Raw genomic sequence first — 21,492 nt, forward strand, 5'->3', positions numbered from 1 at the left:
CCCCGGCGCCGGCCCCGTGAGGGGGCGGGCGCCCGCACGATCTCGAGGGAGTTCCACCGCCATGCACCAGGGTCTGGCCGAGCGGTGGAACTCCATCTCGCTGCGCACGAAGATCACGGCCGTCACCGTCCTCCTGCTGACGCTCGGCCTGCTGGTCTCCGGCATCGGCACGATGACGATGCTGAAACCGCAGCTCGTCGCTCAGCTCGACGCGCAGCTGGCCGACAAGGTGCAGAAGGTGGCGACCGACCTCTCCGCGCAGGGCGTCTCGCAGTTCTCCGAGTCGGACGACTACTACGGCGCCGTGTACGACTCCTCGGGGAATCTCGTCTACTCGAACGCCGGGCAGGGCACCGACCCCGCCTTCCCCTCGCGCTACTCGATCGAGGACGCCCTGAGCGCCTCCAGCGAGCCGAAGGCGCTGATGAGCGTCAACGACCGGATCGAGTACCACGCCGTCTCGACGGTGTACTCCCGCGGGAACGACTACCAGACGCTGCTGCTCGCCACGTCGACGCGCGACATCGACAACATCATGACGATCTACCTGACGATCTTCCTCGGGTTCGGCGTCGCGATCGTGGTCATCGGCGCGATGCTGACGCGGCTGCTGGTCACCACGACGTTCGCTCCCCTGCGCCAGGTGGAGCAGACCGCCGCCGCGATCGCCGACGGCGACTTCAGCCAGCGCCTGGACGGCACCACGCCCAACACCGAGGTCGGCCGCCTCAACCGCTCGCTGAACGCGATGCTGGTGCGCATCGACAGCGCCTTCCGCGACCGCGCCCGCACCATCGACCAGATGCGCCGCTTCGTCGGCGACGCGAGCCACGAGCTGCGCACCCCCCTCGTCTCCGTCCGCGGCTACGCCGAGCTCTACCGGATGGGCGCGCTGCAGACGCCCGAGGCGGTCGGCCAGGCGATGGAGCGCATCGAGAAGGAGGCGATCCGGATGGGCGGCCTCGTCGAGGACCTCCTCGAGCTCGCCCGCCTCGACGAGACCAAGCCGCTGGCCCTCTCCCCCGTCGACCTGATGCCGCTCGCCCGCGACGCCGCGATGGACGCCATGGCCTCCTGGCCGGACCGCGACTTCGGAGTCGAGACCCGCGACGACACCCCTGTCGAGACGCCCGCGCTCGAGATGGACGAGCCGTCCGGCACCGCGACCCAGACCATGGAGGTTCCGGCCGCCGCCGGGCTCACCGGACCGATCGCGGCGGCCGGCGCACGCCTGGCGCGCTTCCGCCGCCGCCCGCGCCGTGTCCCGGCGGAGGACCTCGCGGCGGGCACCGCCCCCGAGCCCGAGCAGGTCGGCGTCCCGGCGCTGGTGATGGCGGAGGAGAACAAGATCCGCCAGGTGCTGACCAACCTGATCGGCAACGCCGTCCGCTACACGCCGGAGGACACCCCGATCGAGGTCGGCGTCGCCGTCGACCGCGCGCGACGACTGGCGTTCCTCGAGGTCATCGACCACGGCGAGGGCATCCCGCCGCAGATCCGGGAGAAGATCTTCCAGCGCTTCTGGCGCGCCGACACCTCGCGCACCCGCGAGACCGGTGGCAGCGGACTGGGGCTCGCGATCGTCTCCTCCATCGTCGCGGCGCACAAGGGCCGCGTCGACGTCGTCGAGACTCCGGGCGGCGGCGCCACCTTCCGGGTCGCCCTGCCTCTCCTCACCGTCGACCCGGACGGCGATCCGTCCCCAGCTGCGGCCTGACGGCCCGCGCGGCCGACGCTGTCCGCCCTAGGTTCTCTCCCACGCGCCGAACGGCGCGGACGAGTGAGAGGACCTGACATGACCCACTTCCAGACCGACATCGACGCGATCAGCACCGCGACCGGCTCGATCCACGGCTCCGCGGACCGCATCCGCGCCGAGGTGGCCGGCATGCTCGGCCTGCTCACCGGCCTCGAGAGCTCGTGGACGGGGCAGGCCTCGGCCGCGTTCCAGGGAGTGGTCGGCCTCTGGCGGACCACGCAGGGGCAGGTCGACGAGGGCCTGGAGTCGATCGCGCTCGCGCTCGGCACCGCGGGCCAGCAGTACGCCGAGACCGAGGAGGCCAACGCGCGGCTGTTCGCGTTCTGACCCGCCGGCGGCGTCCTCGACCGCCTGCGGACCGAGGACGCCGCCCCGGAAACGCCGAAGGCGGCTCCCCCGGAGGGGAACCGCCTTCTACGTGGTGCGGGTCGGACTAGAAGTCCATGCCACCCGTGGGGTCTCCGCCTGCGGCGACGGGGTTCCGCTCGGGCTTGTCGGCGACGACGGCCTCCGTGGTGAGGAACAGACCGGCGATCGAGGCGGCGTTCTGCAGAGCGGAGCGCGTGACCTTGACCGGGTCGATGATGCCGGCGGCGATCAGGTCGACGTACTCGCCGGTCGCGGCGTTGAGGCCCCAACCGGTCTGCAGCTCGCGGACCTTGGCGGCGACGACGCCGGGCTCGAGGCCCGCGTTCAGGGCGATCTGCTTGAGCGGGGCGTCGATGGCGACGCGGACGATGTTCGCTCCGGTCGCCTCGTCTCCGACCAGCTCGAGCTTCTCGAAGGCGAGCTTGCCGGCCTGGATGAGGGCGACGCCACCACCGGCGACGATGCCCTCCTCGACGGCGGCCTTCGCGTTGCGGACGGCGTCCTCGATGCGGTGCTTGCGCTCCTTGAGCTCGACCTCGGTCGCAGCTCCGGCCTTGATGACCGCGACACCACCGGCGAGCTTCGCGAGGCGCTCCTGGAGCTTCTCGCGGTCGTAGTCGCTGTCGGTGTTCTCGATCTCGCCGCGGATCTGCGCGACGCGACCGGCGATGGCCTCGGCGTCGCCGGCACCCTCGACGATCGTGGTCTCGTCCTTGGTGATGACGACCTTGCGGGCCGAGCCGAGCAGGTCGAGGGTGACGTTCTCGAGCTTGAGGCCGACCTCCTCGGAGATGACCTGGCCGCCGGTGAGGATCGCGATGTCCTGGAGCTGCGCCTTGCGACGGTCGCCGAAGCCGGGGGCCTTGACGGCGACCGACTTGAAGATGCCGCGGATCTTGTTGACGACCAGGGTCGCCAGCGCCTCGCCGTCGACGTCCTCGGCGATGATCAGCAGCTGCTTGCCCGCCTGGATCACCTTGTCGACGACGGGGAGGAGGTCCTTGATATTCGAGACCTTGGAGTTGACGATCAGGATGTACGGGTCCTCGAACACGGCCTCCTGGCGGTCGGGGTCCGTGACGAAGTACTGCGACAGGTAGCCCTTGTCGAAGCGCATGCCCTCGGTCAGCTCGAGCTCGGTGCCGAAGGTGTTCGACTCCTCGACGGTGACGACGCCCTCCTTGCCGACCTTGTCGATCGCCTCGGCGATGATCGCGCCGATCTCGGGGTCCGCGGCGGAGATGGAGGCCGTGGCCGCGATCTCCTCCTTGGTCTCGATCGCCTTGGCACCGGCGACGAGCTCGGCGGTGACGGCCTTGACGGCCTTCTCGATGCCCTTCTTCAGGCTGATCGGGTCGGCGCCGGCCGCGACGTTGCGCAGGCCCTCGCGGACGAGCGCCTGAGCGAGGACGGTCGCGGTGGTGGTGCCGTCGCCGGCGACGTCGTCGGTCTTCTTGGCGACCTCCTTGACGAGCTCGGCGCCGATCTTCTCGTACGGCTCGTCGAGCTCGATCTCCTTGGCGATCGAGACGCCGTCGTTCGTGATGGTGGGGGCGCCCCACTTCTTCTCGAGCACGACGTTGCGGCCGCGCGGGCCGAGGGTCACCTTGACCGCATCGGCCAGGGTGTTGAGTCCACGCTCGAGGCCGCGGCGGGCTTCTTCGTCAAAAGCAATGATCTTGGCCATGTGTGTTCTTCGTCCCTCCCGGACGTCAGGGGAATTCCGTCGTTGGCACTCGACTGGAGCGAGTGCCAACAGCGATTCTGGCACTCACCCGGGAGGAGTGCAAGTGACGTCGGCGCCTGGCGCAACGCGAGGAGCCGCCGTCCGCACGAGGCGGACGACGGCTCCAGGCAGGGCGGGGGCCTCAGACCACGCGCACCGATTCGGCCTGCGGACCCTTGGACCCGGTGCCGACCTCGAACGCGACGTGCTGGCCCTCTTCGAGGACCTTGTATCCCGACATGTCGATGGCGGAGTAGTGGACGAACACGTCCTGTCCGCCGCCGTCGACCGTGATGAAGCCGTAGCCCTTCTCAGAGTTGAACCACTTGACGGTTCCGTTCGCCATCTCTCACTCCCAAAGTGCTGTGCTGCCTGCGACACGAGCGATGCGCAGGTGCCTGACTAGGGAGCATAAGCCAGCGTTTCGGCCCGGAATGGGGCGGAAAGCGCCCGGGGGAAAGAGTTGTCCGGGATTCAACATGAATTAAACGTGCCGGAAACAGAGCACCCCCGGAGAGCGGCTCGACGACCGTGATCCGGGGGTGCTCGCGGCCTCTCGCTACGGCGTCGGGTAGTCCGAGCCGAGCACGACGACGACGGCGCCGGTCTCGACGAAGTCCGCGGTCAGGACGATCGTCCCGACGCCGAGCGACTGGACGACGCCGAGCGCCGCTCCCTCGAGTCGCGGGTCGGTGTAGTAGACGGTGGTGGCCGCCTCGTCCTCGGTGTTCGCGTTCGCGACCGTGGGCACGCTCCAGCCCGCAGCGGCCAGCGCGTCCCCGGCGTTCGCGGCGAGGCCCGCCGTCGCCGTCCCGTTCAGGACCGCGATCGCGAGGGCCGGGTCGACCGTCGGGGTGACCGCGGGGGTCGCCTCCGTCTCGGCGATGCCGGTCGGCGGCGTGAAGACGTCGTTGAACTGCACTCGGTTGTCGATCACCAGCAGTCCGATGAACCCGAGCAGCACGATCACTCCGGTCGCCAGCGCCGCCCAGGCCAGGGCGACGGCCCGGGCGTGCGGGGCGGGCGGGCGACGGTGGGCGCCGACGCGGCCCTCGGTGGCCGGGATCTCGTCGAAGCGGTCCTTCGGAGCGGTGGTGGTCATCGTCGGTACGGCCGGCCTTCCGTTCGTGGGCCCGAGCAGCTCGTCTACTCGGGGCGCCCGAGGCGGCGCGCGGCGCGGGCGCCGGCGCGCCCGTCGCGGATGCGCTGCAGCCGCTTGACGAGCATCGGGTCGTGCGCGAGGGCGGCCGGTGAGGCCAGAACCGCGCTGAGCACCTGATAGTAGCGGGCGACCGAGAGGCCGAACCTCTCGCGGATCGCGTCGTCCTTGTCCCCGGCGCGGGCCGTCCACTCACCCTCGAACTCGAGGACGCGGCGGTCCCGCTCGGACAGGACGGCGCCCGTGCTGCGCTCGACGTCCGTGGCCCTGCTCATCCCTCCACAGTAGGGAGGGACGGCTCGGCGGCGGCTGAGGCGCTCCGGTACATGCCGATGTGCGGGATGCCCGCCTCGTCGAACTCGTCGCCGAACGGCTCGAAGCCCGACCGCGCGTAGAGACCCGCGATGTACGACTGCGCGTGGAGCAGGAGCGGCTCGTCCCCGTGTCGCTCCAGGACCGCGCTCACCAGCCGGTGGGCGAGGCCCTCGCCCCGCCGGTCGGCCCGGGTCACCACCCGCCCGATCACTCGGTGGGCGTCGCGGTGCTCGGGCCGCTCGTCCCGGAGGGTGCGGAGGTAGGCGGCCGTGCCGCGCTCGTCGGCGATCCACCAGTGCCGCGTCGTCGGCTCCAGATCGCGGCCGTCGAGCTCCTCGTCGTCGACCCGCTGCTCGCGCAGGAACACGTCGGTCCGCAGCCGCGCGAACGCGTAGACCTCCTCGGTCGTGAGTTCGCTCCACGCCTTCGAGATCACGGAATTCAGCTGCACGGCGGAGAGTTTACGAGAGGAGAGGGGAGCGCCCTCCCCCGTACACTGACCAGGATTCCTAGGGAGACCCATGTCGTCGTATTCCGTCAACAAGACCGACGCCGAGTGGCGCGAGGAGCTCGACCGCGAGCAGTACTCGGTGCTGCGCCAGGCCGCCACCGAGCGCCCGTGGACCGGCGAGCTGCTCGATGAGCACCGCGAGGGGCTCTACACCTGCGCGGCGTGCCACGCCGAGCTGTTCAAGAGCGGCACCAAGTTCGACTCCGGCTGCGGCTGGCCGAGCTTCTACGAGTCCATCCGCCCCGACGCGGTGCAACTCATCGAGGACAGCACCCTCGGCATGGTCCGCACCGAGGTCCGCTGCGCCAACTGCGGCTCGCACCTGGGCCACGTCTTCCCGGACGGCTTCGGCACGCCCACGGGAGACCGCTACTGCATGAACTCGATCGCGATGAACTTCACGACCGAGGGCGAGTGACCGTGTCCGCGACTCCCGTGCTCGAGGCCGTCCTGGCCCGGCGCTCCCGCTCGAAGGTGACCGCGGAGGCGCCGGGGCACGAGGAGATCGCGGCGTACGTCTCGGCCGCCTCGCGGCTCGCCGACCACAGCTCGCTCCGGCCCTGGCGGGTCATCGAGATCCGCGGGGCGGCGCGCGACCGCATCGGGCGCAGCTTCGCCGCCGCGTCCGGCGACAAGAAGGACGCGCGCAAGCACATCGAGAAGACGCACCGCGCCTCCCTCCTCCTCGCGGTCGTCGTGAGCGTGAAGAAGTCGAAGGTGCCCGCCTGGGAGCAGGAGGCCGTCGCCTCGGGCGTCGCGCACCTGCTCAGCCTGCTGCTCGACGAGGCGGGGTGGGGCGTCTTCTGGCGCACCGGCTCGTACACCCGCGCCAAGGCCGTGCGGAAGGCGCACCGCCTGGAGAAGGGCGAGGAGCTCCTCGGCTGGCTGTACGTCGGCCGGCCCGACGGCAAGATCGGCGGGCCGAAGCGGCCGACGCCGGCCGAGCGGCACCTGAGCATCCTCGAGCCGTGATCCGCCCGCGCGGGCCGGAGCCGAGGCGGCTTCCGGCCCCGCGATAGGGTGGCCCGGTGCGGTGACGCACCTGCCGACGTGGCGCAATTGGTAGCGCACCCGACTTGTAATCGGGCGGTTACGGGTTCAAGTCCCGTCGTCGGCTCCGAGGCGGCCTCGTGAGCAGCCGATCGACCGCCCGCTCCCCCGCGACCCCCTGCTGCTTCAGGCCGTCCGGCGGCAGTCCGGCGTACGGCAGCCCTCGCAGCCTCCGCGTGAGCGGCCTTTCGACCCAGCGGTGGATCACGATCCCGGCGATCAGCGAGACGGCGATCGTGCCCGCGACGGAGAGCGCTCCTGATCGCAGGCCGATCAGCGCCAGGACGGCGGGCACGACCGGCCCGATCAGGGGATGGAAGAGGTACAGGCTGTAGGACGCCTCGCCCAGGGCGAGCAGCGGTCGCCGGACGACGCGGTTCGCGCCACGACGCGATGCGAGCCGCCGGAAGAGCGGTTCGGCCAGGACCACCGCGACGAACGCGGCGGTGACGATCCCCTTCCGGAAGAGCGCGTCGCGCTCCCAGGAGATCCCCTCCGGCGCGAGAGCCGCGACGACGGTGAACACGGCGGCGGCGCCCAGCGCGAGGAGCAGGCCGCGGCGCGCGCGCGGGAGCCCGGCGATCCTCCCGATCGCCATGCCGACCGCGAAGTACAGGACGAGCGGGTCGAAGTAGACCGCCCAGGCCGGCCAGTCCTCGGCGGGGCGGAGGAGATGGCCGGACGCGACGACGAGCACGACCGTCGACGCGAACACGAGGACGTTCCGCCGCAGGAGCAGCCCGAGAGCGAAGACCGCGTAGAAGGCCGTCTCGTAGGTGAGGGTCCACCCGACGCCGAGGAGCGGCTCCACATTGCCATCGGGGTTGCGCGCGGGCAGGAAGAGGTAGGACGCGACTCCCGACCACGGGGTGAGGGCGGCGTGCAGCACTGCCCCGGGCAGGACGAGGAGCGACGCGATCTTCAGGGTCGTGGCGATCCAGTACAGCGGGACGATCCGGATCACGCGGCGGACGGCGAAGAACCGCCAGCCGCCCCGCACCTCGAAGGGACCCGCGGTGACCGCCATCACGAAGCCGGAGACGACGAAGAAGACGTCGACACCCGCGGCGGCACCGTTCCAGACGGCGATCGAGTCGTCGAGGCGCTCGTGCGCGTAGAACGTCGCGTGCGCGATGACGACCAGGAGAGCCGCGACGAAGCGCAGGGCCTGGACGCCCTCGACGATCGGTGTACCGGCGGTCGTCGGCGTCACGATGTGCGGCGTGGTCATGGCGGCCCCCCGGAGAGATCGGGTGAGCCTATCCACGAGCGCGAATAGCCGACGCGGAGGCGCGGAATCGGCTGTCGCGCGATCGTGGACCGTCCTCCGTCCCGCAGCGCGTCCCCGTGGCGACCGGGCTCAGGCCTCCCGAGGAGCACGACGAAGGGCCCCGGTCTCCCGGGGCCCTTCGCGTGTTCCGACCCGTCTCAGCGGGTTCGCGGTCTAGCCCGCGGCGGGCGTCGGGGTCGGGGTGGCCGAGGAGTAGGTGTCGGCGGCGGCCGAGAGCACGAAGGAGCTGAAGGCGTCCGCGTCGGTGAGCGAGCCGGTGTACGCCTCGCCGTTGACGAGGACCGTCGGCGTGCCCGAGACGGAGGCGACCTCGGTGCCCGGCAGCGGGCCGGAGGTGGCGCGCTCGGTGGCCGCGCGCACCCAGCTGACGAAGGACTGGTCGTCGATGCAGGAGTTCACCGCGGCGGTGTCCTCGACACCCGCGTCGGCGGCGGCCTGCTTGAGCTGGTCGTCCGAGAGGCCGTCGGTGCCCTCCGCCGGCTGCTCGGCGAACAGCGCCGCGTTGAAGTCGAAGAAGGAGTCCGGCGAGCGGTCGGCGACGCAGGCGGCGGCGTTGGCCGCGCGCTCCGAGTACTTGGTGCCGTTCGAGCGGGTGGTCAGGATGGCGATCGGGTGGATCTCGACGGTCGCCGCGCCGCTGGTGACCCACTCCTTGATCTGGTCGCCGTTGGTCTGCTCGAACTGGCCGCAGTAGGGGCAGAGGTAGTCGAGGTAGACCCGGATGTCAACGGTGCCCGTGGAGGTGTCGAGCGCGCTCGGGGTGGGGGTGCCGTCGGCGGGGATCGCCGGCGTCGTCGAGGCCACCAGGCCCTCCGTGACGAGGACGCCGTCGCTCGCCATGTTGGCGGGGCCGGGGCCGGCCGGGCGGATGCTCGAGGTGACGGCGAAGACGACGACCGCGACGATGGCGATCACCACGATCGCGAGACCGCCCTGCAGGGCGAAGCGGCTGACGCGGTCGCGTCGCTTCTGCTGCTCGCGGAGTCGGCGGGCCTTCTCGCGGGCGGCCTCTCGACGCTGGTTCTTCGAGAGACGGTCGTTGGCTCCGCCGATGGTCATGACAAGAACGCTCCGAATGAGAGAGGAAGAAGTGCCGCCGGGCTGCGACTCGCCGGAATCCTACGCGCGAGCCCTGGGAAACCTCCAAACGACGGATACCGCAGGCCCCCGGCGCCCGGCATCGGGCCCAGGCTCCCCGCTCAGGCGCTCCGTGGCATACTGTGACGGTTGGTCGGAGTCGCCCACGCGACGACGACCGTCACTTCCATTCACTCGGATCGTCCGGCACGTACCTGCCGGTGAAGGAGCAAGAACAATGGCGTCCGTAACCTATGACAACGCGTCCCGCGTCTACCCCGGGGCCACGCGTGCCTCGGTCGACAAGCTGAACCTCGAGGTCGGAGACGGCGAGTTCCTCGTCCTCGTCGGCCCCTCGGGCTGCGGCAAGTCCACCTCCCTGCGCATGCTCGCCGGCCTCGAAGAGGTCAACGAGGGCCGCATCCTGATCGGCGATCGCAACGTCACGGACGTTCCGCCGAAGGACCGCGACATCGCGATGGTGTTCCAGAACTACGCGCTCTACCCGCACATGTCGGTCGCCGAGAACATGGGCTTCGCGCTCAAGATCGCCGGCATCAACAAGGACGAGCGCGCCGCGCGGGTCCTCGAGGCCGCGAAGATGCTCGACCTCGAGCCCTACCTCAACCGCAAGCCGAAGGCCCTCTCGGGCGGCCAGCGTCAGCGCGTCGCGATGGGTCGCGCCATCGTCCGCAAGCCGCAGGTGTTCCTCATGGACGAGCCGCTGTCGAACCTCGACGCCAAGCTCCGCGTCCAGACCCGCACGCAGATCGGCACGCTCCAGCGCCGCCTGGGCATCACCACCGTCTACGTCACTCACGACCAGACCGAGGCGCTCACCATGGGCGACCGCATCGCGGTCCTCAAGGACGGACTGCTCCAGCAGGTCGGCACGCCCCGCGACCTCTACGAGAACCCGAACAACGTCTTCGTGGCCGGCTTCATCGGCTCGCCCGCGATGAACCTGTTCCACGCGGACGTCACCGACGGCGGCGTGAAGTTCGGCGACACGGTCCTGCCGATCGCCCGCGAGGCGCTCGCGAAGACCGCCCAGAAGGTCGTCACGCTCGGCGTGCGCCCCGAGGACGTCACCGTCTCGACCCAGCCCGGCGGCCTGCCGATCGAGGTCGACCTGATCGAGGAGCTCGGCTCGGACGGCTACCTCTACGGCCACACCGAGGTCGAGGGTCGCCGCACCGACATCGTCGCGCGCGTCGACGGCCGCGTGCACCCGACCGCGGGCGACCGCGTCTACGTGACCGCGAACCACCGCGTGCACATCTTCGACGGCGAGTCGGGACTGCGCCTCTCCTAGGCTCCGCCCCCGCGCACACGCTGCCGCCGTCTCCTCCGAGGCGGCGGCAGCGTTCGTCCGGGCCCCTCCACCGTCCGACTCCCGACACGAACGGCGCGCCATGTCCGGCTCCCTCAACATCACCTCGGCCACGGTCGACCCCGCCCTCCTCGACCTGCCGTGGAACCTGCGGCTGAACGACTGGCCCGACGAGTACATCGCCGCGCTGCCCAAGGGCATCTCGCGGCACACGGTCCGCTTCGCGCACCTCTCCGGCCACGTCGTCGCCGTGAAGGAGACGACGGCGGAGATGTCGCGGCGCGAGTACGAGATGCTCAAGACCCTGCAGCGGCTCGACGTCCCGTGCGTCGTGCCGGGCGCCGTGATCACGAACCGCACCGACGACGAGGGCGACGAGCTGCCCGCCGTGCTGGTCACCCGGCACCTCAAGTTCTCCCTGCCCTACCGCGCGCTGTTCTCGCAGACGCTGCGCCCGGACACGGCCACGCGCCTCGTCGACGCACTGGCGCTGCTGCTGGTGCGCCTGCACGTCATCGGCTTCTTCTGGGGTGACGTCTCGCTCTCGAACACGCTGTTCCGGCGCGACGCCGGCGCCTTCGCGGCGTACCTCGTGGACGCGGAGACCGGGCAGCTCTACTCGGGCGGCCTGTCCAACGGCCAGCGCGAGAACGACCTCGAGATCGCCCGGGTCAACATCGCCGGCGAGCTGCTGGACCTCGAGGCGGGCGGCCGCGTCGACGACGACCTCGACCCGATCACGGTGTCCGACGGCATCGTCGCGGCCTATCGCAGCCTCTGGAAGGAGCTGACCGGCGCCGAGTCGTTCTCGACCTCCGAGCGCTGGCGCATCAACGACCGGGTGAACCGGCTCAACGAGCTGGGCTTCGACATCGAGGAGCTCGCGATCAAGACCGACGAGGCGGGCTCCACGGTGCGGATCCAGCCGAAGGTCGTCGACGCGGGTCACCACCAGCGCCGCCTGCTGCGGCTGACAGGCCTGGACGCACAGGAGAACCAGGCGCGCCGCCTGCTGAACGACCTCGACTCGTACACGGCCACCTACGACAAGCAGGGGCTGGACGAGGAGATGGTCGCCCACGAGTGGCTCGCGCAGGTGTTCGAGCCGGTCATCCGCTCGATCCCGCGCGACCTGAAGGGGCGGCTGGAGCCGGCGGAGATGTTCCACCAGCTGCTCGAGCACCGCTGGTTCATGTCTCAGCAGCAGGCGCGCGACGTGCCGCTGGCGGAGGCGGTCACCGCCTACGTGAACGACATCCTGCGGCACCGCCGCGACGAGGCGACGATCATCGCCCCGCCGACCGAGGCGATCACCCTGCCGAACCTCGTCATCGACGGCGCCGGCGACGCCGAGCTGACCGACGAGGACGCCGACGTCGACTGGATGAAGAACGTCTGACCCGGCCCACCGGAGGGCTCGTGCGGATCCCGGATCCGGCACGAGCCCTCCGTCGTCTGCGGCGCGTGCTGACGCGGATCTCGATACGCCCGCTCCGCGGCCTACCCGATCAGCATGAAGCGCCCCCTGGCCGGCGATGACCGATCAGCCTGCGCCTCCATGCTGGTCGAGTAGCCGCGCAGCGGCGTATCGAGACCCACCGTCACCAGCAGGGCGGGTCTGCAGACTCGCGTTCTGACGGTGGTGGATCTCGATACGCCCGCTGCGCGGGCTACTCGATCAGCATGAAGCGCCCCTTGCTCGGCGGTGGCCGATCAGCATGCTCATCCGCTCGCCAAAGGCGGCGCCCCGCTGCTACCGCTCGCCGAAGGCGGCGCCCCTTGCTCCTCCCCCGGCGTCAGCGCGGGCGCCGGCGCGGTGAGCTGCAAGGCGGAGGAGGAAGCGATACCGGCGGTATCGCGCCTGACGACAACGCCGCAGATCGCCGTGCCGGCGCCCGCGCGATACCGGCGGTATCGCGCCCGACGACAACGCCGCAGATCGCCGTGCCGGCGCCCGCGCTGCCCGCGCTATTCGGAGGCGGCGCGGAGTTTGGAGATCTCGTAGAGCGCGACCGACGCCGCGATGCCGGCGTTGAGCGATTCGGTGGCGGCGCTGATCGGGATGGAGACGACGGCGTCGCACTGCTCGGTGACGAGGCGGGAGAGGCCCTTGCCCTCGCTGCCGACGACGACGAGGAGCGGCCGGTCGGCGAGCTCGAGGCCCGGCAGCATGGTGTCGCCGTCTCCGTCGAGGCCGATGACGAAGACGCCGTCGCGCTTGTAGTCCTTGATCATCGCGGTGAGGTTGGACGCCATCGCGACGGGCACGCGCGCGGCGGCTCCGGCCGAGGTCTTCCAGGCGGCGGAGTTCAGTCCGACCGAGCGGCGCTGCGGCACGATGACGCCCTGTCCGCCGAAGGCGGCGACGGAGCGGATGATCGCGCCGAGGTTGCGCGGGTCGGTGATGCCGTCGAGCGCGACGAACAGCGGGACGACGCCGCGGGAGACGCTGCGCTCGAGCAGGTCGCTCGGGTGCGCGTACTCGTACGGCGGGACCTTGAGCACGAGGCCCTGGTGCACGGAGTCCGGGCCGGCGAGGCGGTCGAGCTCAGGGCGCATGACCTCGAGGACGGGGATGCCGCGGGCGGTGGCGAGCTTGAGCGCCTCCTTGACCCGGTCGTCCATCTCGATGCGCGTCGCGAGGTAGAGCGTCGTCGCGGGGATCTTGGCGCGCAGCACCTCGAGGACCGAGTTGCGGCCGGTGACCATCTCGGACTCGTCGCCGCTCTTGGGCTTCCGCGACGGGGCCGGACGGCCCTGGCCGCGGGCCGCGCCGTTCAGCGCCGCTCCGGGACGGCCCTTGCCGCCGGCGGCGACGAAGCGCTCGCGCGCCAGCTTCGCCTTGCCCGCGGGGTGGTACGGCCGGTCCTCGGCCTTGGGTGTGGGCTTCTTGCCCTCGAGGGCCTGACGGCCCTGACCGCCGGAACCGACGGCCTTGCCCTTGCTCTTCTTGCGGACCGCTCCTGGGCGGCCGGGCTTATTCGCCATCGAGACTCCAATGCGCACCCGTCTGGGTGTCTTCGATCGTGATTCCCGCAGCAGCGAGATCGGTTCGGATGCGGTCGGCGGCCGCCCAGTCGCGCTGCTCGCGCGCGGTCTGCCGCTCGGCGACCAGGCGGTCGACGAGCACGGTGAGGGCCCGGTAGGTGGGCTCGTCGTCGGAGCGCGCCCACTCGGGGGCCTCCGGGTCGATCCCGAGGACCGACGCCATGGCGAGGACCTGGGTGCGCAGCGCGGACACCGTGCCGAGGTCCTCCGCGTCGAGGGCGGCGTTGCCGGCCCGCACGGTCTCGTGCAGGACGCCGATGGCCTGCGGGACCGAGAGGTCGTCGTCCATCGCCTCGGCGAACTCGTCCGGCACGACCGGCTCGCCGACGGCGGCGAAGCGGGTGCCCTCGAGGCGCCGACGGGAGCGGTCGAGGAAGCCCTCGATCCGCTCGAGCGCCGCCTCGGCCTCCTCGAGCGCACCGTCGTGGAACTCGAGCGTCGAGCGGTAGTGCGCGGAGCCGAGGTAGTAGCGGACGACCAGCGGCCGGGCGGAGTCGAGCAGCTCGGAGGCGAAGACGGAGTTGCCGAGCGACTTGCTCATCTTCTGCCCGGTGACCGAGACGAGGCCGTTGTGCAGCCAGTAGCTGGCGAAGGCGTGGCCCGCGGCACTCGACTGGGCGAGCTCGTTCTCGTGGTGCGGGAAGCGCAGGTCGAGCCCGCCGCCGTGGATGTCGAACTGGGTGCCGAGGTACTTGGTCGACATGGCGGAGCACTCGATGTGCCAGCCGGGACGGCCCCTCCCCCAGGGCGAGGCCCAGGAGGCGGACTCGGGCTCGTCGGGCTTCATGCCCTTCCACAGCGCGAAGTCGTGCGGGTCGCGCTTGCCGCGCGGGTCGGCGTCGGTCGCCGCCTCCATGCTCTCGAGGCGCTGGTGCGTGAGCGCGCCGTAGTCCGGCCAGGAGCGGGTGTCGAAGTAGACGTCGCCGGAGTCGTCGGGAGCGGGGTAGGCGTGGCCCAGCTCGATCAGACGCTGCACGAGCGCGACCATCTCGGCGATGCTCGCCGTCGCGCGCGGCTCGTAGGTGGGCGGCAGGATGCCGAGCGCGGAGTAGGCGGCGGTGAACTCGAGCTCGACGCGGTAGGCGAGCGCCCACCACTGCTCGGAGGGCTCGCCCTCGCCTGCCGCGCGGCGGGCCTGCTCGGCGATCGCGAGGATCTTGTCGTCGATGTCGGTGACGTTGCGGACGAGGGTGACGCGGTAGCCGCGGTAGGCCAGCCAGCGGCGCAGCTGGTCGTAGACCAGGGCGGAGCGCAGGTGCCCGATGTGCGGCGACGACTGCACCGTGGGTCCGCAGACGTACATCCCGACCTCGTTCTCGCGGAGGGGGACGAAGTCGACGAGGGCCTGGGCCTTCGAGTCGTGCAGTCGCAGAGTCACGCCGCGAGTTTACCGGGCGGGGCGGGCGCGGCCGGGCGGCGGGCTGGCGCGGTGGATCAGTGCGCGGATCCGGGAGTGGGGAGGACGAGTGCCGTGGCCGTGGCGGCGACCCCCTCCCCCCGCCCGGTGAAGCCGAGCGCGTCCGAGGTCGTGGCGGCGACGCTGACCGGGGCGCCGAGGAGCGCGGACAGCAGCTGCTGGGCCTCGTCCCGCCGCGGGGAGAACTTCGGGCGGTTGCCGATCAGCTGGACCGACACGTTGCCGATCGTGAAGCCGGCCGCCTCGACGAGCTCGCGCGTCGCGCGGAGGAAGACCTCGCCGTGCGCGTCCTGGAACCGCGGGTCGTCCGTGCCGAAGCGGGAGCCGATGTCGCCGAGGTTCGCCGCGGCGAGCAGGGCGTCGCAGATCGCGTGCGCGACGGGGTCGCCGTCGCTGTGCCCGGAGAGTCCGCGCTCCCCCGGCCAGTGCAGTCCGGCGAGCCAGAGCGGCGACGCGTCGTCGAAGGCGTGCACGTCGGTTCCGATGCCGACCCGCGGCACCGCGGACGACGGCGGCGGCGCGAGCAGCTGCTCCGCGCGGGCGAGGTCCCAGGGCGTGGTGATCTTGAAGGCGAGCGGATCGCCGGGGACGACGACGGAGCCGCGGCCGTGAGCGGCGAGGAGGGCCGCGTCGTCGGTGAACTCCCGGCCGGCGGCGGCGTAGGCCTCGTCGAGCAGGCGGCGGGGGAAGCCCTGCGGCGTCTGCACGGCGGCGAGCTGCGAGCGGTCGACCGTGTCGAGGATCGCCCCGTCGGCGCCGACCAGCTTGATGGTGTCGGTGACGGGCAGGCCCGGGATCGCGCCGCCGCCGGTCGAGCGGACGGCCGCGAGGACGCGCTCGAACTGCGCGACGGGCGTGAGGGCCCGGGCGGCGTCGTGCACGAGGACGGTGTCGACTCCCGGGTGCAGGAGGGCGAGTCCGCGGGCGACGGAGTCCTGGCGGGTCGATCCGCCGGCGGTGACGAGGACCTCGACGGCGGGCCCGGAGGCGCGGCGGCACAGCTCGACGGTCGCGTCGACGAGGGACTCCGGTGCGACGACGACCACTTGGACCGGCTCGGCGAGGGTGAGGACCGTGCGGAGGCTGCGCTCGAGGATGGTGACGCCGGCGCACTCGACGTAGGCCTTCGGCAGCTCGCGCCCGAGGCGGGTGCCGCTGCCGGCGGCGACGATCACGACGGCCGCGGTCGGCGCCGATCCGGAGACGGTGTTCAACGGGACGTCCTTTCGCCGCCGGTCACAGTAGCAGCGGGCGCGAGGAGGGGGCAGCCCGGCCGGGACGCCGACGAGGCTGCGCTAGTCTTTTTCCGGCTCCTGCACCTCGATTCCGCCCTGTCCGGGGCGGGCGGAGCCGATGATCTGGAGGAACCCGTGAAGGCGCGCATCGCTGCATCCGTCGTTCTCGCGGTCGGCGTCGCGTTCGCCACCGCCGGCTGCAACCTGGTCGCCCCGCAGGCGACGCGGGCCATCTACGACCCGAGCGACGGGGTGGGTGCGACGATCGGCGATCTCGCCATCCGCAACGCGATGATCATCTCCGAGGACGGCGAGACCGGCACGCTGGTCGTCTCCCTGGTCAACGACACCGACGAGACGGTGAGCGTCGAGGTGCAGTACGAGGCGAGCACGGGCCGCACCAGCGACACGGTGGACGCGGTCCCCGGTCGCACGGAGGTCCGCCCGGGCAGCACCGAGTCGGTCACCATGGAGGGCCTCGACACGATCCCCGGCAGCCTGTTCCCCGTCTACTTCCAGTACGGCTCGGAGGAGGGCGAGGAGCTGCTCGTCCCGATCCTGACGAACGCCCTCGAGGCCTACGCGACGCTGACCCCGGCCCCGTCGGCCAGCCCGACCCTCACGCCCACGCCGAACCCGGCGCAGACGGCGCTGCCCACCCCGACCGTGCAGCCCGGCGTCGACGCCCCGGCCGAGTAGCACCCGCTCCCGCGAAGGGCCGTCCACCTCGGTGGGCGGCCCTTCGTCATCCCGGCGGGCGGGTCTCGATACGCCCCTGCGGGGCTACTCGACCAGCATGTTCCGCCGAACCCGCTCGTCGCACAGCGACGGCCCTGTCGCAGACCGCTCGTCGCGCAGCGACGGCCCCTCTGACCGCTCGTCGCACTGCGACGGCCAAATCAGCGCCTGCACGTCTGCAGACGGCGGTTCGCCGCCCCCGACGTCAGCACGTGATCGCGGGGCCTGGCGGGGGTGGCTGCAAGGCGGAGGAGGGCGCGATACCGGCGGTATCGCAACCGACGACAACGCCGCAGACGCCCCCGCCAGGCCCCGCGATCTCAGGCGTCGAAGCGGTAGCCGAGGCCGCGGACAGTCACCAGGAGCACCGGCTCCTTGGGCGTCTTCTCGATCTTGGAGCGGATGCGCTTGACGTGGACGTCGAGGGTCTTGGTGTCGCCGAAGTAGTCGCTGCCCCAGACGCGGTCGATCAGCTGGCCGCGGGTGAGGACGCGGCCGGCGTTGCGGAGCAGCATCTCGAGGAGCTCGAACTCCTTGAGCGGCATCGGGGTCTCGACGCCGTCGACCTCGACGGTGTGGCGCTCGATGTCCATGCGGACGGGGCCGGCGACGACGATGCGCTCCTCCCCCGGGTCCTCGGTGCGGCGGCGGAGGACGGCGCGGATGCGGGCCAGCAGCTCGCGGGTCGAGTACGGCTTGGTGACGTAGTCGTCGGCGCCGAGCTCGAGTCCGACGACGATGTCCACCTCGGAGTCCTTCGCGGTGACCATGATGATCGGGATCGCGGAGCGGGTGCGGATCTCGCGGCACACCTCGGTGCCGGGCATGCCGGGGAGCATGAGGTCGAGCAGGATCAGGTCGTACTCGCCCTCGTCGAAGGCGGCGACGGCGCGCAGCCCGTCCTCGGCGACGGTGACGTCGTAGCCCTCGCGTTCGAGCAGGTAGCTGAGCGGCTCGCTGAGGGCGCTCTCGTCCTCGACGAGCAGGATGCTGGTCACGCGGTGTCTCCTATCGGGGCGGCGGACGCGAAGGGCGTCCTGGCCGGGTCTACTTCGGGGAGTCGGATGGTGAAGGTGCTGCCGCGGCCCGGCTTGGACCAGACGCGGACGTCGCCGCCGTGGTTCTGCACGGCGTGCTTGACGATGCTGAGGCCGAGCCCGGTGCCGCCGGTGTGGCGGGAGCGGGCCTGGTCGACGCGGTAGAAGCGCTCGAAGACGCGGTCGAGGTCCTCCTCGGGGATGCCGATGCCCTGGTCGGTGACGGCGATCTCGACGACGCCGCCGGTGGAGCGGACGCCGATCCCGACGCGGGAGCCGGGCGGCGAGTACTGGATGGCGTTGGCCAGCAGATTGTGCAGCGCCGAGACGAGCATCTTCTCCTGGCCGGCGACGTACGCCTTCTTCATCCCGCCCTTGACGAGGGTGACGTCGTGCGACTCCGCCATCACGTGCGTCGTCTCGAGCGCAGCGACCACGATGTCGTCGACGCGGACGACCTCGGCGGAGCCGGCGACGTCCGCCGACTGCAGGCGGGAGAGCTCGATGATCTCGCGGGTGATCTTCGCGAGGCGGTGCGACTCCTGGGTGAGGCGGTGCGCGAACCGGCGGACCTGCTTCGGGTCGTCGGCGGCGGAGTCGAGGGCCTCGGCGAGCAGGCCGACCGCGCCGATCGGCGTCTTCAGCTCGTGCGAGATGTTGGCGACGAAGTCGCGGCGGACCGCCTCCAGCCGGCGGGCCTCGGTGTGGTCCTCGGCGAGGACGAGGACGAAGCGGGAGCCGAGCCGCGTGGCGTGCACGACGAGGGTGACCGCGGCGTCCGAGAGCGGGCTCGTCGCCAACTCCAGGTCCTGCTCGATGTCGTCGCCGAAGCGGCGCACCCGGTCGACGATCGCGACGAGGTCCGGGTGGAGGAGCGTGTCCTGGGAGACGAGGCCGAGCGAGATCGCGCGGGCGGACGCCTTCAGCACGTTGTGGGAGGGGTCGGTCACGAACGCGGGAGCGCCGACGGCGTCGATGATCGCGCCGATGCCCTCGGGCAGGCCGACGGTGACGACCTCCGCGGCGATCCGGCCCTGGCGCGCGGCGAGGGTGACGACGCTGGTGAGGACGATCCCGATGACGATGCCGAGAACGAGCGACAGCACGACGATCAGGCCTGGATCCACGCTCCCAGGCTATCCATCCACCGCGCGTCTCCCTACCGGATGCCCGGCGACGGGTCGCGGGTCGAGTACTGTTCAAACGCTCGGCACCGTTCGTTAACCTGCCGTGGTCATCATGGCTGCGCCTGCGCCGGACTGGTGCAGTCGCAGCGCCGTGCGCGGCGCGGATCGGCACCGGTCTCCGTGCGTGCCGCAGAGAGGGTCGAGAAGAAGATGCGCGAAGTTTTCCAGCAGGAGCTGGCCGAGGTCCAGGATCGGCTCGTCGAGATCTCCGGACTCGTCGAGATCGCGATCGAGAAGGCGACCCAGGCGTTCAACCACTCCGACGTGTCCCTCGCCGAGGAGGTCATCGCCAGCGACGCCCGCATCGACGAGCTGGCCATCAGCCTCGACGAGCTCGCGATCGACATCCTCGCCCGCCAGGGCCCCGTCGCCCGCGACCTGCGGACCGTCGTGTCCGCACTGCGGATCAGCGCCTCGCTCGAGCGGATGGGCGACATCGCCGAGCACATCGCCCAGCTCTCCCGCTACCGCTTCCCCGACAAGGTCGTGCCGAAGTCGCTCCGCCCGACCTTCGTCGAGATGGGCCGCCTCGACGTCGTCGTCGCGCACAAGCTCACCGAGCTGCTGCGCACGCAGGACCCCCGCCTCGCCGAGGAGATCCGCGACGAGGACGACAAGATCGACGAGCTGCACGTCAGCGTCTTCGACAAGGTCCTCAGCGAGGCGTGGAAGGGCCAGGCCGCCGACACCGTCGACGCCACCCTCGCCAGCCGCTACCACGAGCGCTTCGCCGACCACGCGGTGTCCATCGCGAAGAAGGTCCAGTACCTGATCTCGGGCGACTGGGGCTGAGTTTATTTGTCGATGTCGCGCGAGCGCGATATCGACCGCGGTCGGCAGACCGCGTGCTTGCGTTCCGCAGAGCGGGGCGCGAACGGCTATGACGAATCGCTGGCACGCGATTCGCCCGTTCGCCTTGTGGGGGGGCGGCTGGTCTGCACGCTCAACGCCCGGGCGTCGAGTGACAGCTACCGTGCCTCGCTGGTCGATCGCCCGCACTTCCATGCTGATCGAGTAGCGCGCGCGGCGCGCGTATCGAGATCCACCGTCGTAAGGACGCGGGGTCTCGATACGCCGCGTGCCGCGGCTACTCGACCAGCAGGGAAGGGGCGCGTTCCGCGGCCTTCTTTTGCACAGCATGGGGGCGCGTTCCGCGACCTCGCTCTCGCGTCCACGCTTATCGAGTCGCGCCGCCATGCAAGAGGCGCGTTCCGCGACCTGGCTTTCGCGTCCACGCTGATCGAGTCGCGCCACCGTGCAAGAGGCGCGTTCGGCGACCTGGCTCATTCATGCTGATCGAGTAGCGCGCGCAGCGTGCGTATCGAGATCCGCCGTCGTACGGAGGCGGGGTCTCGGTACGACGCGTGCCGCGGCTGCTCGACCGGCGTGCGAGGGGACGGACGCGGACGGCCCGCGGGAGTGGGGACTCCGGCGGGCCGTGCGGGGGTGCGAGGGGGGGGCTACTTCTTGGCGCCCTGGGCGGCGACGGCGGCGGCGCCGGCGGCGGCGGCCTCGGGGTCGAGGTAGCGGGCCTCGCCGATCGGCTCGAAGTTCTCGTCGAGGGTGTAGACGAGGGGGATGCCGGTCGGGATGTTCAGCTCGGCGATGTCCGAGTCGGAGATGCCGTCGAGGGTCTTCACCAGCGCGCGCAGCGAGTTGCCGTGCGCGGTGATCATGACGGTCTTGCCCGAGGCGAGATCCGGCTTGATGTCCGACTCCCAGTAGGGCAGCATCCGCTCGATCACGAGCTTGAGCGACTCGGTGCGGGGCAGGTCGTCGCCGAGGTCGGCGTAGCGCTCGTCGTGCGCCTGCGAGTACTGGTCCTCGTCGTCGATGGGGGGCGGCGGCACGTCGAACGAGCGGCGCCAGGTCATGAACTGCTCGGGACCGTACTCGGCGAGGGTCTGCGCCTTGTCCTTGCCCTGCAGCGCGCCGTAGTGGCGCTCGTTGAGGCGCCAGGAGCGCTTCACGTCGATCCACAGGCGGTCGGCCTTCTCGAGCGCGATGTTCGCGGTCTGGATCGCGCGCGTCTGGCGGGAGGTGTACACGACGTCGGGGTGCAGCTCCGCCTCGACCAGCAGCTCGCCGGCGCGAGTCGCCTCCGCGACGCCCTGCTCGGTCAGCCGCACGTCGACCCAGCCGGTGAACAGGTTCTTCTGGTTCCACTCGCTGTTGCCGTGGCGCACGAGGATGAGGGTGTAGGTCTCGGACATGCGTCCAGTTTAGAGGCGGCCCCTGCG

Annotated in this window: 21 protein-coding genes and 1 tRNA gene; 9 read left to right on the forward strand and 13 right to left on the reverse strand. The window is 71.2% G+C overall.

Going from position 1 to position 21,492, the window contains the following annotated elements:
* Positions 1-61 precede the first annotated feature (61 nt).
* Entirely contained in the window at positions 62-1,717 is a 1,656-nt protein-coding gene (locus EDF43_RS05960) for a HAMP domain-containing sensor histidine kinase (protein WP_132435954.1), read from the forward strand.
* Positions 1,718-1,795: 78 nt separating this feature from the next.
* Positions 1,796-2,086: a WXG100 family type VII secretion target gene (locus EDF43_RS05965; protein ID WP_132435955.1), complete on the forward strand. Its 291-nt coding sequence runs from the start codon at positions 1,796-1,798 to the stop codon at positions 2,084-2,086.
* Positions 2,087-2,192: 106 nt separating this feature from the next.
* Here EDF43_RS05965 and groL read toward each other — a convergent pair whose 3' ends face one another.
* The 5 genes from groL to EDF43_RS05990 form a co-directional block, all read right to left on the reverse strand.
* Entirely contained in the window at positions 2,193-3,815 is a 1,623-nt protein-coding gene (groL, locus tag EDF43_RS05970) for a chaperonin GroEL (RefSeq protein WP_123702372.1), read from the reverse strand.
* A 181-nt stretch (positions 3,816-3,996) separates the two neighbouring features.
* Positions 3,997-4,200, reverse strand: coding sequence for a cold-shock protein (locus tag EDF43_RS05975; RefSeq protein WP_123445168.1), 204 nt, complete (start codon positions 4,198-4,200; stop codon positions 3,997-3,999).
* 213 nt (positions 4,201-4,413) lie between these two features.
* Positions 4,414-4,956 carry a LytR C-terminal domain-containing protein gene (locus EDF43_RS05980; protein WP_132435956.1) on the reverse strand — a complete coding sequence of 181 codons (543 nt, stop codon included), beginning with the start codon at positions 4,954-4,956 and terminating at the stop codon, positions 4,414-4,416.
* Between the two features lie 44 nt (positions 4,957-5,000).
* Complete coding sequence (locus EDF43_RS05985) at positions 5,001-5,288, reverse strand: DUF3263 domain-containing protein (RefSeq protein WP_123445166.1); 288 nt, start codon at positions 5,286-5,288, stop codon at positions 5,001-5,003.
* The gene (locus EDF43_RS05990; protein ID WP_243582848.1) at positions 5,285-5,779 is read right to left on the reverse strand and encodes a GNAT family N-acetyltransferase; all 495 of its coding nucleotides are present in this window, start codon (positions 5,777-5,779) and stop codon (positions 5,285-5,287) included. Before EDF43_RS05990 ends, EDF43_RS05985 begins: the two co-directional genes overlap by 4 nt.
* A 70-nt stretch (positions 5,780-5,849) precedes the next feature.
* Between EDF43_RS05990 and msrB the strand changes: the two genes are divergently transcribed.
* From msrB to EDF43_RS06005, 3 genes are all read left to right on the forward strand, one after another.
* Positions 5,850-6,257, forward strand: a complete 408-nt coding sequence (gene msrB / locus EDF43_RS05995; protein ID WP_123445164.1) for a peptide-methionine (R)-S-oxide reductase MsrB — start codon at positions 5,850-5,852, stop codon at positions 6,255-6,257.
* Positions 6,254-6,811, forward strand: a complete 558-nt coding sequence (locus tag EDF43_RS06000; protein ID WP_123733794.1) for a nitroreductase family protein — start codon at positions 6,254-6,256, stop codon at positions 6,809-6,811. Before msrB ends, EDF43_RS06000 begins: the two co-directional genes overlap by 4 nt.
* A gap of 72 nt (positions 6,812-6,883) precedes the next feature.
* A tRNA-Thr gene (locus EDF43_RS06005) sits at positions 6,884-6,956 on the forward strand.
* Here the strand turns inward: EDF43_RS06005 and EDF43_RS06010 are convergent.
* Both EDF43_RS06010 and EDF43_RS06015 read right to left on the reverse strand, forming a co-directional pair.
* Positions 6,930-8,120, reverse strand: a complete 1,191-nt coding sequence (locus EDF43_RS06010; RefSeq protein ID WP_132435957.1) for an acyltransferase — start codon at positions 8,118-8,120, stop codon at positions 6,930-6,932. The genes EDF43_RS06005 and EDF43_RS06010 overlap by 27 nt on opposite strands.
* 213 nt (positions 8,121-8,333) lie before the next feature.
* A complete protein-coding gene (locus tag EDF43_RS06015; RefSeq protein ID WP_123735104.1) occupies positions 8,334-9,239 on the reverse strand; it encodes a thioredoxin domain-containing protein in 906 nt (301 codons plus the stop codon).
* Positions 9,240-9,495: 256 nt separating this feature from the next.
* Here EDF43_RS06015 and ugpC point away from each other — a divergent pair, with 256 nt between their 5' ends.
* Together ugpC and EDF43_RS06025 are read left to right on the forward strand one after the other, a co-directional pair.
* A complete protein-coding gene (gene ugpC, locus EDF43_RS06020) occupies positions 9,496-10,572 on the forward strand; it encodes a sn-glycerol-3-phosphate ABC transporter ATP-binding protein UgpC (protein ID WP_132435958.1) in 1,077 nt (358 codons plus the stop codon).
* Positions 10,573-10,672: 100 nt separating this feature from the next.
* Positions 10,673-11,989, forward strand: coding sequence for a DUF4032 domain-containing protein (locus tag EDF43_RS06025; RefSeq protein WP_123445159.1), 1,317 nt, complete (start codon positions 10,673-10,675; stop codon positions 11,987-11,989).
* 569 nt (positions 11,990-12,558) lie between these two features.
* Here EDF43_RS06025 and rlmB read toward each other — a convergent pair.
* The 3 genes from rlmB to ispD are packed head-to-tail and all read right to left on the reverse strand — an operon-like array spanning position 12,559 to position 16,269.
* Complete coding sequence (rlmB, locus tag EDF43_RS06030; protein ID WP_127885979.1) at positions 12,559-13,578, reverse strand: 23S rRNA (guanosine(2251)-2'-O)-methyltransferase RlmB; 1,020 nt, start codon at positions 13,576-13,578, stop codon at positions 12,559-12,561.
* Positions 13,568-15,016 carry a cysteine--tRNA ligase gene (gene cysS, locus EDF43_RS06035; RefSeq protein WP_123445157.1) on the reverse strand — a complete coding sequence of 483 codons (1,449 nt, stop codon included), beginning with the start codon at positions 15,014-15,016 and terminating at the stop codon, positions 13,568-13,570. The genes rlmB and cysS overlap by 11 nt, the downstream gene beginning before the upstream one ends.
* A gap of 56 nt (positions 15,017-15,072) precedes the next feature.
* Positions 15,073-16,269 (reverse strand): 2-C-methyl-D-erythritol 4-phosphate cytidylyltransferase, encoded by a 1,197-nt coding sequence (gene ispD / locus EDF43_RS06040; RefSeq protein ID WP_132435959.1) that lies wholly within the window; start codon positions 16,267-16,269, stop codon positions 15,073-15,075.
* Positions 16,270-16,425: 156 nt separating this feature from the next.
* Between ispD and EDF43_RS06045 the strand changes: the two genes are divergently transcribed.
* On the forward strand, positions 16,426-16,989 hold the full coding sequence (locus tag EDF43_RS06045) for a hypothetical protein (protein WP_123445155.1): 564 nt from the start codon (positions 16,426-16,428) through the stop codon (positions 16,987-16,989).
* 359 nt (positions 16,990-17,348) lie between these two features.
* On the opposite strand, the gene EDF43_RS06055 is transcribed toward EDF43_RS06045, so the two are convergent.
* Entirely contained in the window at positions 17,349-18,026 is a 678-nt protein-coding gene (locus EDF43_RS06055) for a response regulator transcription factor (RefSeq protein ID WP_123445154.1), read from the reverse strand.
* On the reverse strand, positions 18,023-19,192 hold the full coding sequence (locus EDF43_RS06060) for an ATP-binding protein (RefSeq protein ID WP_123445153.1): 1,170 nt from the start codon (positions 19,190-19,192) through the stop codon (positions 18,023-18,025). Before EDF43_RS06060 ends, EDF43_RS06055 begins: the two co-directional genes overlap by 4 nt.
* Positions 19,193-19,402: 210 nt before the next feature.
* On the opposite strand from EDF43_RS06060, the gene phoU reads away from it, so the two are divergent.
* On the forward strand, positions 19,403-20,044 hold the full coding sequence (gene phoU / locus EDF43_RS06065) for a phosphate signaling complex protein PhoU (protein WP_123445152.1): 642 nt from the start codon (positions 19,403-19,405) through the stop codon (positions 20,042-20,044).
* 668 nt (positions 20,045-20,712) lie between these two features.
* On the opposite strand, the gene EDF43_RS06070 is transcribed toward phoU, so the two are convergent.
* The gene (locus EDF43_RS06070; RefSeq protein WP_123445151.1) at positions 20,713-21,465 is read right to left on the reverse strand and encodes a phosphoglyceromutase; all 753 of its coding nucleotides are present in this window, start codon (positions 21,463-21,465) and stop codon (positions 20,713-20,715) included.
* Positions 21,466-21,492 lie beyond the last annotated feature (27 nt).

Source organism: Rathayibacter sp. PhB179, assembly GCF_004345345.1.
Classification (GTDB): Bacteria; Actinomycetota; Actinomycetes; order Actinomycetales; family Microbacteriaceae; genus Rathayibacter; species Rathayibacter festucae.